The following is a 13,728-nucleotide window of genomic DNA, read 5'->3' on the forward strand; positions in this document are numbered from 1 at the left end:
CGGGGGGGGGGGGGGCCGGGGGCGCCCCGCCCCCGGGGGGGGGGGGCCCCCCCCCCCCCCCCCGGGGGTGGGGGGGGGGGCCCCCCGCGGGCCCCCCCCCGCCGCCCCCCCCCACCCGCTAGCGGAAGTCGTGCCGCACCCCATGCGCCTGTACCTGCTCGCCCTGAACCCCACCGACTCCGTCACCGAGGGCTTCCTGCCCGCCGCCGCCCGGCTCGGCCTGGGCGTCACCGTCCTCACCGACCAGCCCGACGCCCACCGCGCCACCTACCCCGGCACCGAGATCCTGGAGTGCGACGTACGCGACTTCCGCGCTGTCGTCACCCGGATCTCCACGCACCACCGGCCCGACGCGGTCTTCACCAACAGCGACCACCTCCAGACCCAGGCCGCCCTCGCCGCCCACTACTTCGGCCTCCCCGGCAAGGACTGGCGGGCCACGCTGCGCTGCAAGGACAAGGGCGAGATGCGCCGCCGCCTGGCCGCCGCCGGTGTGGACACCGTGTGGTCCGCCGAGATCACCGATCCGGCCGAACTCACCGGCTCCCTCGTCGTCGACGCCCCGTACCCCTGCGTCATCAAGCCCCGTGAGGGCGTCGCCAGCGAAGACGTCGTACTGGTCGACACGGCCGAGGACCTGGTGGCCCGTGCCAAGGAGATCCTGACCCGCCGCCCCGGAGTCACCCTCGTCGTCGAGGAGTACCTGCCCGGCGAGCTGTACACCCTGGAGACCCTCGGCGACGGCCAAGTCCGGCACGTCCTCGGCGGCTTCCACACCGAGCTGTCCCCGCCGCCGTACTTCATCGAGGAGCGGCTGACCTTCGTCCCGGCCCACCCCGAGCCGGTCGTCGCGCAGGTTCTCGCCCAACTCGACGCGCTGGGCGTCGGGTTCGGCGCCTGCCACACCGAGTTCGTCGTGCACGATAGCCGGGCCCGCATCATCGAGGTCAACTACCGTGCCATCGGCGACCAGTGCGACCTGCTGCTCGCCCAGCTCCTCGACCTCCCGCTCTTCGAGCACATCCTCCGCACCCACCTCGGCGAACCGCTGCCCACCGCCCTGGAGTTCCGTCGCGACGGCGCGGCCCGCCTGGAGTACCCGTGCGCCGAACGGGCCGGCACCCTCGTTGCCGCGCCCGCCGCGACGGAACTCACTGTCGACGGCGTCCACTTGACGTACCGTCCGCTCCGCGAAACCGGCAAACGGCACGAGCTGTACTGGACCAACCGCGACTACCTCGGCGTACTCCGCGCGACCGGCACCGCCCAGGAGACCGTCGACCGGGTGGTGGCTGACTTCCTCGCCGCGCAGCGCTGGGAGATCCAGCCGTGACCGCCGTCACCACCGCCACCGCACCCCCGGCCGCGCCCACGGACACCGCCGAAGCCGAACTCCTCACCCGGGTGCTCGGCGCCCTGCTTCGCGAGGACGTCGTCGGCCTGCGCACCCGCGGCACGCTCGTCGAGCACCCGGACGGCTCCTGGCTGCGGCTGCCCGTCGACGGCGGCGACGCCCTGCTGCTGCCCGTCACCGAAGACGGGTACCAGCACACGTACGCCGCCCGACGCCCCCTGCTCGTACGGGAGTCGGCCGGTACGCACCTCACCACCTGCGACACCGTCCTCGCCGCCCTGCGCGCGCTGGCCGAGCCCGGCGACCGCGACGGCTTCGACGCCTTCGCCGAGGAATGCCGACAGACGCTCGCGACGATGCGGCTGCACGAGGCGACGGGGGAGGAGGTCGCCGACGCGCTCACCGAGCTCCACGGCACCGACCCGGCCGACTGGACGGGCCTGCGCGGCGGTCTGGCGTACGAGACCCTGGCCGCGCGTCTCGACCACCCGGTCTACCCGACCGCACGCGGCCGCTCCGGTCTGGACGAGGACCAACTGCGGGGCTACGCACCGGAATTCCACCCGAGCTTCGCACTCCAGTGGCTCGCCCTGCCCCGGGAGTCGGTCACCGTCGCCGGGGAACTCCCGGACGGCTGGCCCACCCCCTCCGGGCTCGGCCTCGCGGACCTCGACCACACCCATGTCGCCCTCCCCGTCCACCCGTTGACCGTCGGCGCGCCGCTCGAAGCGGCGCTGCGCGAGGCGGGACTCGCGGACCGTGCCGTGCTCGCGGACCGGGGGTACCTCTCCGTCGTCCCCACACTGTCGATGCGTACGGTGGCGCCCGCCGCCGCACCCTCGCTGCACCTCAAACTGCCCCTGGCCACCGCCACGTTGGGCCTGCGCAACAAGCGTTCCATCAAGCCCGGCACCCTCGTCGACGGCGCCGCCGGACAGCGGCTGCTGGCCGCCGTGATCGACCGCGAGCCCCGCTTCCGGGGTCGGGTGCTGCACGCCGACGAGACGGTGTACGCACACGCCGGGCACGAACTCCTCGCCGTACTGTGCCGCCGCTACCCGGCGGATCTCGACGACTGCGTCGTCCTCCCCATGGCCGCCCTCCTCGCCGAGGCGCCAGGCGGGCGCCTGGTCGTCGACCACCTCGCCGACCGCTTCCACGACGGTGACCCGACCGCCCTGCTGGACGCGGTGCTCACCCTGCTGTTCGACTGGCAGACCACACTCTTCGGATACGGCATCGCCCTGGAGTCGCATCAGCAGAACGTCTCCCTGGTGTTCGGCCCCGAGCCTGGCGACCTGCGGCTGCTGCTGAAGGACAACGACGGGCCGCGCGTCAACAGCGCCCGACTGACCACCAAGCTGGGTGAGGACGGCGGCGCCTGGGGCTTCGACGACGCGCGGACCTTCGGCCCGGACGACCGGGCGGTGACCGACGTGTTCACCACCATCACCGTCCATCTGTGCGCGGGCGCCTACGCGTTCGGCCTCGCCCGGCACGGCCGCGCTCCCCTGCCGCGGTTGCTGCGCCTCGTCCGGGACCGGCTCACCGAGTCCGTCGACCGGCTCGGCGGCGACGCGGCGGCCGTACTGCGCGCACGGGTTCTGAACGCGCCGGAGCTACCGGTGAAGGCGATGGTGACCGCCGGGACCCTGCTCAGCAAGGAGCGCTCGGGCGCCGCCGACATCAACAAGCACTACACCACCGGGCCCAACTACCTTCTGCTGGACGGTGGTTCGGCATGACCACCGAGGCGCTTCCCATGTCGCGCCCCGCTTTCGGCCGCAGGCAGGTGCACTCGGTGGCCGCCTGCTACTTCGTGGCGTCGTTCGCCGCGCTGGGGCTGCCGCCGTACTTCACCGAGATACTGCCGGAACTCGGCGACCGAACCGCCCGCTGGGCGGGCGTGCTCTACGTGGTGCCCACCGTGTTCAGCGCGATCGCGGCACCCCTGTGGGGGCGGCTCGCCGACCGCTTCGGACGGAAACGGCTGCTGCTGCGGGCCCAGTTGGGCCTCGCCGTCTCCTTCCTGCTCGCCGGCTGGTCGGACTCGCTCACCATGTTCACGGCGGCGCTGGTGCTTCAAGGCATCCTCGGCGGCACGTTCGCGGCCTCCAACGGCTATCTGGGCGCCGCCCTGGAGGGGCCGCACCTGTCAAAGGCGCTGACCCTCATGCAGGGCAGCGCGCGGGCCGCCCTCGTCTTCGCGCCGATCGTCGTCGGCACGCTGTCGCCCTGGATGTCCCCGCACCGCCAGTACGCCCTCCTCGCCCTGCTCCCGCTCGCCGCCGCCCTCCTCCTGGCCGCCCTGCCAGAACCGAGCGAGACCGGCGAGACCGAGGCGACCGGGGCGACCGGGGCGACGGAACAGGACGAGCCGGCGGCCGTCGACATCGCCCCCGTGGCCGCGCTGCGCAGGCTGTACGCGCTGGAGTTCGCCTTCGTGTTCTCCACCGTCATCTCCTTCCCCTACCTGATATCCCTCGTCGAGGAACGCCTCCCGGGCGCCTCCGCCGCGCTCTCCGGCCTGCTGTTCGCCCTGCCGCACCTCTTCTACCTGGTGACGGCCATGGCCGTGCATCGCGCGATATCCCCCCGCCCCCGGCACGGCATCGCCCTCGGCTTCGCGCTCATCGCCCTCGGCCTGGCCGGGCACGGCGTCGCCGACACCCTGCCCGCGCTCGTCGCCGTACGCCTGCTGCTGGGCGCGGGCCTCACCCTCGGCATGGTCGGCCTGTCCGTCCTGGCCGCCGACTGCGCGCGCGGCCGCGCCCCCGGCGGGATGTTCGGCTCCCTGGAGTTCTTCTCCAAGGCCGGCGCCGTCGCCGCCGGGGTGACCGCCGCCGTGGGCAGCGCCCGCTTCGGACCCGCCGCGCCAGTGCTCATAGGCGGCGGCATAGCCGCCCTCTCCGTCTTCGCGACCCTCCTGCCCCCACGTCCGCGTACCCGCTGGAGCCACTGAATGCCCCCGCTCACCGACTCGCTCGGTACCACTCACCTCCCCGCCGCCGACGACGCGGTGGCCCACACCCTCCTCAACTGCCTGTTGCGCGAGGTGTCCGGCCCCGAACACCAGACAGCCGTCATCGACGGCCATCTGCTGCTGCGCCTTCCGCGTCGCGGCCTCCTGCTCCGCGTCGCCCTCCGCCGTACGTCCTTGCTCGGCGCCCACCGCTTCATCGGCCCGGTGCAGGAGGAGTCCGACACCGGCTGGACGGAACTCGACTGGCGCCGCCTCGCCGAGTACACGCACGACGAACTGTCGCTGCGCACCGGAGTCCGCAACGACGAGTTCCTGGACCAGATCGACTCCAGCCACCGCACCCTCGCCACCGCGCTCGCCGGCCGCGAGCCCGCCCCGCACGGCCCGCCGGACTACCTCGCCTCCGAGCAGTCCCTGCTGTTCGGACACCGCTTCCACCCCACCCCCAAGGCCCGCACGGGCGACGCCGACGCCTGGCAGTCGTACGCCCCCGAGGCCGGCGCCTCCTTCCCGCTGCGCCACCTCGCCGTCCGCGCCCATCTGATCGCCGAGGAGAGCGCCGAGCCGGGCGCCACCGCCGTGTTCGACCAGGAACGCGGCGACGTCCCCGACGGGTACCGGCTGCTGCCCGCCCACCCCTGGCAGTACGAGATGCTGCGCGAACACCGGCTGCTGCGCGAGGCCCTCGGCCGCGGCGACATCCTCGACCTCGGCCCCGGCGGCCGGGAGTACGCCGCCACCGCCTCCGTCCGCACCCTCTTCGACGGCGACGCCTTCCTGAAGTTCAGCCTGAACGTCCGCATCACCAACTGCCTGCGCAAGAACGCCAGTTACGAACTCTCCGGCGCCGTCGCCCTCACCCGCGTCCTGGCCCCCGCCCTCACCGACCTGGAGACCCGCTTCCCCAGCAGCGCGATGCTCCGCGAACCCGCCTACCGCAGCCTCGCCGTCCCCGGCCCCGACGGCACCCCCGACCGGGCCCTTCTCGAAGGCTTCGGCGTGATCGTCCGCGAGGGCCTGTCCCGGCGCCTGCTGCCCGGCACGACCCCGCTGCTCGCGGCCGCCGTCGCCGACGAGTACCCGACCAGCGCCGCCCACATCTCCCGCCTCCTCGACGGCGCGGGCCCGGCCACCGCCCTGGACTGGTGGACGGCGTACCTCCGCCTCCTCGTCCCGCCCGTGCTCTCCGCCTACTTCGACCACGGCCTCGTCCTGGAACCCCACCTCCAGAACGTCCTGATCTGCGTCGACAGCGACGGCATGCCCGCACAGGTCCTCTTCCGCGACCTGGAGGGCACCAAGCTGGTCCCCGACCACCACGCCGACACCCTGGGGGCCCTCCCGCCCGAGGTGGCGGGCCCGATGTCGTACGACGCCCAGCGCGGCTGGGACCGCGCCGTGTACTGCCTGCTCGTCAACCACATCGCCGAGCTGCTCGCCGCCCTCGCCGATCTGCACCCCGAGACCGAGGCCGACCTGTGGGCGGCGGTCCGCGCGACCATCCGGGAGTACGCGGACGAGGAGGGCTGCCCGCCCCGCCTCGCCGCCCTGCTCGCCGGGGTCCCGCTGCCCGCGAAGACCAACCTGCTCACCCGCTGGGAACGCAAGGCCGACCGCGACGCCGGCTACGTCCGCCTGCCCTCCCCCCTCGCCGAGGACGTCCTGCGCTGGAGCACCCGATGACGAACCCGACCCCCGCCGTACGCGACCGCGTCCTGTGCCTGCCGCCCACAGAACTCCCCGCGTACGTATACGACTTGGCCGCCCTGCGCGACCACGCCGCCCACGTACGCGCCGCCCTCCCCGAACGGGCCGAGCTGTACTACGCCGCCAAGGCCAACCCCGAGCCGGAGATCCTCGCCGCACTCGGCCCGTACGTCGACGGCTACGAGGTGTCCTCCGGCGGTGAACTCGCCCACGTGGCCAAGGCCGTCCCGGGCCGCCCGCTGGCCTTCGGCGGCCCGGGCAAGACCCCGGACGAGATCCGGGCCGCGCTGGCGCAGGGCGTCGAACGCTTCCACGTCGAGAGCGAGCACGACCTGCGCATGCTCGCCGAACTGGCACGGGACACGGCACCGGACACGCGGGTGGGGGTGCTGCTCCGCTTCAACCTCGCGGTGGCCGACGGTTCGCTGTCCGGCAGCTCCCTCGCCATGGGCGGACGGCCCACGCCCTTCGGCCTGGACCCCTCGCAGGCGCCGGACACGCTCCGCCTCCTCACGGACGGCACTTACCCGCACCTCGAACTACGCGGCATCCACGCCCACTTGGCGAGCGGCCTCGACGCACCCGAGCTGCTGTCCGTCGCCCGCTCGATCGTGGACTGGGCGATGGGACTCGGCGTCCCGCTCTTGGAGGTCAACGTCGGCGGCGGCATGGCCGTGGACTACACACGGCCCGAGAGCCGCTTCGACTGGCAGGCCTACGGCGCGGGGCTCGCCCGGCTCACCGACGCGCACCCGGAGCTGACGCTCCGTATCGAGCCCGGCCGGGCACTGACCGCGTACTGCGGCTGGTACGCCACCGAGGTGCTGGACGTGAAACACAGCCACGGCGAGGAGTTCGCCGTGGTCCGCGGTGGCACCCATCATCTGCGCACGCCGGCCACCAAGGGCCACGACCAGCCGTGCTCGGTCCTCCCCGTGGAGCAGTGGCCGTATCCGTGGCCGCGCCCGGCGGCCGTGGGGGAGCACGTCAGTCTCACCGGACAACTGTGCACCCCCAAGGACCTCCTCGCCCGGGGGGCCCACGCGCCAGGACTTCGGGCGGGCGACCGGGTGGCCTTCTCGCTCGCGGGCGCGTACGCGTGGAACATCTCTCACCACGACTTCCTGATGCATCCGCACCCCGGTCTCCACTTCGTCGGCTGACCGCGCCCGGCGTTCCCTGAGGGAACCCTTCCGCCCGCCTGACCCCTCTGGGGGAGTGTGACCGTTGACAGGCGGGCGGACCGGGCGCACACTCATGCGTACAGAAGAGTGAAGTGAAGTTCACCTGGCGAACATCCGACGAACAAGGTCGGTTCCCGGGGACGGGGCGCGGCTCGTCCGCGACGACGATCGTCCTCAACGACGAGGAGTACCGAATGCACACCACCGTCGGCATCATCGGCGGCGGCCCCTCGGGCCTGCTGCTGGCCCGTCTGCTGCACAACGCGGGAATCGACAGTGTGGTTCTGGAACGGAAGGACCGCGCGTACGTCGAGCAGCGGCAGCGCGCCGGAATCCTGGAGCAGGCCACCGTCGACGTGCTCCGCGCCGCCGGCGCGGGGGCCCGGCTGGACGCCGAGGGCATGCCCCACGACGGCATCGAGCTGCGCTTCGACGGCCGCGCCCACCGCGTGGACTTCCCCGACCTGACCGGCGGTCGCCGGGTGTGGGTCTACGCCCAGACCGAGGTCGTCAAGGACCTCATCGCCCTCCAGCTGGCCGAGGGCGGCCCGCTGCTCTTCGACGCCGAGGTGCACGCCGTGGAGGGCGCCGACACGGACCGCCCGCTGATCCGCTATACCCATGACGGCAGCGAGCAGGCCCTGACCTGTGACTACGTGGTCGGCTGCGACGGCTTCCACGGGGTGGCCCGCGACGCGCTCCCCGACAGCGTGCGGACGACGTACGAGCGGACGTACCCCTACTCCTGGCTGGGCATCCTCGCCGACGCCCCGCCCGTCTACGACGAGCTGATCTACGCCCACTCCGAGCGCGGCTTCGCGCTGGCCAGCATGCGGTCGCCGTCCGTGAGCCGCCTGTACCTCCAGGTCCCGAACGGCACCGATCCCGCCGACTGGTCCGACGAACGGATCTGGGACGAGCTGGACGCCCGTTTCGCCCTCCACGGCAACCCCGGCTGGCGGCTCAAGCGCGGGCCCGTCACCGCCAAGGCCGTCCTGCCCATGCGCAGCCACGTCATCGAGCCGATGCGCCACGGCCGCCTCTTCCTGGCCGGCGACGCCGCCCACATCGTGCCGCCCACTGGGGCCAAGGGCCTCAACCTGGCCGCCACCGACGTCATCGTGCTGGCCCGCGCATTCACGCGACTGAAGGAGACCGGTTCGACCGAACTGCTCGACGCCTACTCCGACACCTGTCTGCGCCGGGTGTGGCGGGCCGAGCACTTCTCCTACTTCATGACCACGACCCTCCACACCGACCCGGCCCAGTCCCCGTTCGAGACCAGACTCCAGCTCTCCCAGCTGGAACGCGTCGCCACGTCACGGCACGCGGCCGCGGAGCTGGCGGAGAACTACACGGGGTTGCCGCTGGACGGCACCTTGTAGTCGTCGGGGGTGGAGGGTGTGGTGGACGTCGTGGGCCGCGGTCAGTGGGCGCCCAGGCCGCCGCTGCCGAAGGAGCCGCCGCCGCCCTTGCTCCAGCGCGGTCGTTCCTTCGACTCGCTCGGCCGGGAGCCCTTGTTCCCGTGCACCTCGTACGGAGTCAGCCTGAGGTCGCTCCGGGGGATCTCGTCCGGCTCGCGGTTCACCTGCTCCTCACGGACAGGACCGCCCGCCGGCATCCGAGGCTGCTCGTCGGGGCGCGGGCGACGCGGCTCCCGAGCACGTACCCGCGCGCCCAGCCACAGGGCGCCGATCAGCACGCCCACCACGACGAGGCCTGCCACGAACGGCGCGATACCGCCCACCCAGCTGCGATCTGCGGCTATATCAGTCCATTCCATGTTCATAAGGGATGAATACCCCCAATATGTCGAGTGAACCGGCTCGCTGCGGGCGGGTGCCCGGTCCCGTGGCGCGGGAAACGGAACCCGGTGATCCGTGCGGGGCCCGGATGTGGCCCGCCGTGTTTGGCCGGTCCGCCTCCGGCTACCCGCCCGTCGTGACCACGACGACTGCATCCCAACAGGAGCTCGTCCGGTTCCTGGAGGACCGTTTCGCATGTGCGCAGGCGTGCACCGAGTGTGCGCGTGCGTGTGCGCTGCGAGCGAGCCTCGCCGATCCGGACGGGCCCGAAGGCCAGGAACACGTGCGACGCAAGGGCATCATGTGCGCGGAGGTGTGCGACGCCACTTGCAGGGCCCTGTCCGAGCAGATCCGCCTCGACGAGGACGGCATCCGCGTCCAGCTGGAGTGGTGCCGGACCGTCTGCCTGGAGTCCGCGCACGTCTTCGACAAATACCCCGGCGCCGAGGACGGCGCCAAGGCGTGCCGCGAGTGCGCCCAGGCCTGCACGGACTTCCTCGCCACCCTCGCCTGAGCCCCCGCCCGAGCCCCCGCCTCCGAGGGCGGTCGGCCGAACCGCCTCACTCCCACGTGTTCCCACGTGTTCCCAATTACTGGAACACGTTCTAGCGTGTGCGCCGTCAGGTCGGCCTTGGGGAGCCTGGAGGCGCCGTGCACCTCGAATACACGCCCGAGCAGCAGCGGTTGCGCACCGAACTGCGCGCGTACTTCGCCGAGTTGGTCCCGGCGGGCGCCTACACCCGCCACGCGGACCCGGCGGCGCAGAAGCGCTTCTACCGCGAGACCATCCGCCGCCTCGGCGCGGACGGCCGGCTCGGCGCGGGCTGGCCGAAGGAGTACGGCGGACGCGGCCTCACCGCCATCGAACAGTTCATCTTCTTCGACGAGGCCGCCCAGGCCGGCGTCCCCCTGCCCCTGATGGCGCTCAACACGGTCGGCCCGACGATCATGCGGTACGGCACCGAGGAACAGAAGTCGTACTTCCTGCCGCGCATCCTCTCCGGCGAGATCGACTTCGCCATCGGCTACAGCGAGCCCGACGCCGGCACGGACCTGGCCTCGCTGAAGACCCGCGCGGTCCGCGACGGCGACGAGTATGTGGTGAACGGCCAGAAGATCTGGACGACCAACGGCGACACGGCCGACTGGGTATGGCTCGCGGTCCGCACCGACCCCGACGCCCCGCCCCACAAGGGCATCACCATGCTCCTCGTCCCGACCACCGACCCCGGCTACTCCTGCACCCTCATCAACACCCTCGCCTCGCACGACACGACCGCCAGCTACTACGAGAACATCCGCGTCCCCGTCTCCCGCCGCGTCGGCGAGGAGAACCAGGGCTGGCGCCTGATCACCAACCAGCTCAACCACGAACGCGTCACCCTCGCCGCCCACGGCACCATGGCCATCCGCTCCCTGCACAACGTCCAGCGCTGGGCCATGGAGACCAAACTCGCCGACGGCCGCCGCGTCATCGACCTCCCCTGGGTACGCCGCCGCCTCGCCCAGACCCACACCAAGCTCGACGCGCTGAAGCTCCTCAACTGGCGCATGGTCAGCGCCGTCCAGGACGGCACCCTCACCCCGCAGGACGCCTCCGCCGTCAAGGTCTACGGCTCCGAGGCCCGCCGCGACGCCTACGCCTGGCTCATGGAGATCGTCGCCACCGCCGGCGCCCTCAAGGAGGGCTCCGCCGGCGCGGTCCTGCACGGCGAACTCGAACGCGGCTACCGCTCAGCCGTCATCTTCACCTTCGGCGGCGGCAACAACGAGATCCAGCGCGAGATCATCTCCTGGATCGGCCTGGGGATGCCCCGGGTCCGGCGTTAGCCATTGTGACGTCCTCAGAGGTGACGGCGCATCATCTCAAGACACGTGGCCCGGGCAGCGTTTGATCGGTCCCGGGGATATGGCACGCCGAGGTTCATGCCGCCGTCGCTGGTGATAGGCGGTTGCTGCCAGGCGAGACTCATCTGGACGCCTGCTTCCGCTCGGGCCGTGGCCACGAGGTCGCGTAGGGGCGGTGTGCCTGACTTCGCCTCGCACCGTCTCAGCGTTCCGCCCGAGCACAAGCGCGGTACGGGGCGAGCTGCGTCCTCCGCGCCGAAAGCCGAAGAAGGCGGGCCCGCCGGCACCGCGCCGCCTCTCACCAAACGCTCCGCATGCAGACAGCCTGCTGGCACCTGTTGCCGAGCCCTACCGGAATCCGAAAAAGCCAGATGAGATCGTCCGCGACTACCGGTGCGATTGGGGCAACCCCGAGATCTTCACCACTGTCCAGTCCTCCCCGGCCGCCGCGAGGCGACCGGGCGACAAAATCCGGCGTACAGCCCGACTCGTCTGCCATCGGGGCTCTGACCTGGGCTTATGGTCTGGTCAGGGCCTTTTCAGTGTCGGGATACATCCCGCTTCTACCCGACAGTTCCCGCGCAGGTGCGCAGCGTTGTGCACTGGGAGAAGCCGCTGGCGCGCTGGTTGGTGACGGTGCGGGCGGTCGGGAAGGGCACGGTCGAAGGGGATCTGGACGTCCGGTGGGCGGGGGTGGTCTGGATGAGTCATTGCGCCGAGGACCGCCAGACGACGGTCCCGGACAGCGGCGTCGATGCACTCGCTGGTCCCGTCGGCGTTCCCGGGGGTCTTTACTCTCTGCGCGTCCGCCACGGCTGCGGTCGTGGGCCCAGCGCATCCCAGGGCGGCTTCAAGTTCCGGGATCGCGTAGATCGTCGGGGCCGTTCGCGGGTGGGGCTGAGCTGGGGCTTTGACAGAACTCAAACCGCCGTTCCCTATCGCGTGGAGATCATTACCCGACTGCATGCATAGTGCAATCATGTAGGGTGCCGGGCCCTCCGAAGCAGTGCCCTCCGCCGACCTGATCGGCTGCGGCGTCATGGGTTTTCTCGTTATTCCACAGCGCGGCCGATGAGTTTGTGGCCCCCGGCCGGTCCAAGCTCGTGACACCCCCAGGAAAGGACACCGCCATGTCGGAGCTTCTCGTCGACTTCATCACCTCCCTCGACGGCCACGCATCGGGAGAGGGATGGCCCGGGTTCTGGGGCCTCGAGGGCCCGGAGTACCTCGCATGGCTCGGCGAGCAGCCCGAGGTCACCTACCTGATGGGAGCGAACACCTACCGCCTGATGTCGGGCTTCGCCGCAGGCGAGGTCCCCAATGGCCAAGACGAGTTCAGGCCCGAAGAAGAGGCGTCCGTCGACGAGCTCACGCAAGCGTCCAAGGTGGTGTTCTCCTCCTCACTCGAGGAGCCACTGACGTGGGCCAACTCCACGCTCGTCCGCGACGATGCCGTCAAGACGGTCCGTGCCATGAAGTCGAGTGGCTCGGGGTTCCTCAGCACGATCGGTAGCCTCAGCCTGTGCCGGTCCCTGCTACGTGCCGGACTCGTCGACCGCTTCCGGGTCGTGATGTTCCCGGTGATCACCGGGGCCACGGGCGAAGAACGCATCTACGACGGCTATCCGGACGTTGCCCTCGAGATGCTCGGGCACCGCACCTTCGACGGCCGCATCCAGCTGGTCGAGTACAAGCCCCGCGTGCTCGAGCACCCGCCGCTCGGCGTTCCTGCGTGACGTCGCCCCGTCCGCCGGTCTGGACGGCCGCCAGGCCGGCGCCGGCGGGCGCGGAGCAAGACCTGATAGGGGGCGAACGGCCAACGTCAGGACGCCCGGTCCATCGTCGCTGTGCGGCGGGAGTTGACGCCGCAGCAGAACAGGCACAGAGCCAGTGATCATGTTGGTGTCGAAGCCGGCTGATCACGAAGAGGTCCCGTGCCTGCCCGCTCATCTTCGCCCATCCTTGCCGTCCTGACCGAACTGGGTCCGCTCGACGAGCGCGGCATCGGGCGTCCGCGCGCCCATCTCGAGCGCGTCCCGGACCCGCGCTCGCGCCGCGGCCGTTGGTATCCCCTGGTCAGCGTGGTGCTGATCTGCTCGTGCGCGGTGGTCTCCGGCGCGCGGACCATCGAGGAGATCGCCGAGTGGGGCCAGCGCCGCCGTCGGCCTGCTGGCACGGATGGGGGTGCGCCGCCACCTGCCCGGCCGCTACCGTGCCCCCTCTCACCCCACCCTCACCCGGATCCTGGCCGCCGTCGACGGCGACGCCCTGGACACGGCCGTGGGCGCCTACCTGGCCGAACACGACCGCGGCGACGTGCAGGCCGCGGCCGCGGCCGGGCGATCGCGGTGGATGGCAAGGCGCCGGCTGGCTCCGCGCACCTGGTCCAGCGCCACCGGCACCTGCTGTCGGCCCTCAGCCACGCCCCTGCCACGATCACCCTCGCCCAGCGGGTCGGCCTGTCAACGAGCCGCAGCGTGCCGGTCAGGTCGCTCGCCAGGGTCGAGGCGGCTTCTCGGAGCAGCGGGACAGCCCAGGCGACGACGTCGTCGGTCATGCGACTGAGTGGGCCCGACACTGAGACGGCCATCCGCGACGAGGCGCCCCTCGGCGCGGAAGTTCACCGACGTCGGGCGGCGCGTCGAGCTGGCGTGGGCAAGGTGCTCGACCTGCCAGGTCGCGCGGTCCTCCGCGACCCTCTCCACGGCACGTTGTGCCGCCTCTGTGATCCAGTCGTCGGTGACCCACGGCGTGTCCGCGATGTGCGCGAGGCAGGTCACGACCATGTCGCGGACGGCTTGCTCGCAGCCCGGCATGGTGGTGGCCTCAGCAAGCCAGGCGACGCGC

11 protein-coding genes and 1 pseudogene are annotated in these 13,728 nt (G+C 71.7%); 10 read left to right on the forward strand and 2 right to left on the reverse strand.

Translation table 11 applies throughout. The features are described 5' to 3' along the window. Window positions 1-142: 142 nt before the first annotated feature. The 6 genes from I8N67_RS39105 (at window position 143) to I8N67_RS39130 (ending at window position 8,613) form a co-directional block, all read left to right on the forward strand. A complete protein-coding gene (locus tag I8N67_RS39105) occupies window positions 143-1,333 on the forward strand; it encodes an ATP-grasp domain-containing protein (protein ID WP_200309065.1) in 1,191 nt (396 codons plus the stop codon). After that, on the forward strand, window positions 1,330-3,099 hold the full coding sequence (locus tag I8N67_RS39110; protein WP_200309055.1) for an IucA/IucC family protein: 1,770 nt from the start codon (window positions 1,330-1,332) through the stop codon (window positions 3,097-3,099). The genes I8N67_RS39105 and I8N67_RS39110 overlap by 4 nt, the downstream gene beginning before the upstream one ends. After that, window positions 3,096-4,316 carry an MFS transporter gene (locus I8N67_RS39115; RefSeq protein ID WP_200309056.1) on the forward strand — a complete coding sequence of 407 codons (1,221 nt, stop codon included), beginning with the start codon at window positions 3,096-3,098 and terminating at the stop codon, window positions 4,314-4,316. The genes I8N67_RS39110 and I8N67_RS39115 overlap by 4 nt, the downstream gene beginning before the upstream one ends. Next, on the forward strand, window positions 4,317-6,020 hold the full coding sequence (locus I8N67_RS39120; protein ID WP_200309057.1) for an IucA/IucC family protein: 1,704 nt from the start codon (window positions 4,317-4,319) through the stop codon (window positions 6,018-6,020). Next, complete coding sequence (locus I8N67_RS39125; protein ID WP_200309058.1) at window positions 6,017-7,207, forward strand: type III PLP-dependent enzyme; 1,191 nt, start codon at window positions 6,017-6,019, stop codon at window positions 7,205-7,207. Before I8N67_RS39120 ends, I8N67_RS39125 begins: the two co-directional genes overlap by 4 nt. A gap of 215 nt (window positions 7,208-7,422) precedes the next feature. Then, window positions 7,423-8,613 carry a 4-hydroxybenzoate 3-monooxygenase gene (locus I8N67_RS39130; protein WP_200309059.1) on the forward strand — a complete coding sequence of 397 codons (1,191 nt, stop codon included), beginning with the start codon at window positions 7,423-7,425 and terminating at the stop codon, window positions 8,611-8,613. A 41-nt stretch (window positions 8,614-8,654) separates the two neighbouring features. On the opposite strand, the gene I8N67_RS39135 is transcribed toward I8N67_RS39130, so the two are convergent. Beyond that, window positions 8,655-9,017 (reverse strand): DUF6479 family protein, encoded by a 363-nt coding sequence (locus I8N67_RS39135; RefSeq protein ID WP_200309060.1) that lies wholly within the window; start codon window positions 9,015-9,017, stop codon window positions 8,655-8,657. 152 nt (window positions 9,018-9,169) lie between these two features. Between I8N67_RS39135 and I8N67_RS39140 the strand changes: the two genes are divergently transcribed. The 4 genes and pseudogenes from I8N67_RS39140 to I8N67_RS44800 form a co-directional block, all read left to right on the forward strand. Continuing rightward, window positions 9,170-9,547, forward strand: coding sequence for a four-helix bundle copper-binding protein (locus I8N67_RS39140; protein WP_200309061.1), 378 nt, complete (start codon window positions 9,170-9,172; stop codon window positions 9,545-9,547). 137 nt (window positions 9,548-9,684) lie between these two features. Beyond that, window positions 9,685-10,863: an acyl-CoA dehydrogenase family protein gene (locus tag I8N67_RS39145; RefSeq protein ID WP_200309062.1), complete on the forward strand. Its 1,179-nt coding sequence runs from the start codon at window positions 9,685-9,687 to the stop codon at window positions 10,861-10,863. 1,148 nt (window positions 10,864-12,011) lie between these two features. After that, window positions 12,012-12,617, forward strand: a complete 606-nt coding sequence (locus tag I8N67_RS39150; RefSeq protein ID WP_200309063.1) for a dihydrofolate reductase family protein — start codon at window positions 12,012-12,014, stop codon at window positions 12,615-12,617. Between the two features lie 198 nt (window positions 12,618-12,815). Continuing rightward, window positions 12,816-13,034, forward strand: a pseudogene (locus I8N67_RS44800) (transposase family protein); the annotation flags it as partial. A 309-nt stretch (window positions 13,035-13,343) separates the two neighbouring features. On the opposite strand, the gene I8N67_RS43480 reads toward I8N67_RS44800, so the two are convergent. Continuing rightward, a partial coding sequence (locus tag I8N67_RS43480; protein ID WP_234046992.1) for a hypothetical protein occupies window positions 13,344-13,728 on the reverse strand: 385 nt, incomplete at its 5' end.

The organism is Streptomyces adelaidensis (assembly GCF_016598475.1).
GTDB lineage: Bacteria > Actinomycetota > Actinomycetes > Streptomycetales > Streptomycetaceae > Streptomyces > Streptomyces adelaidensis.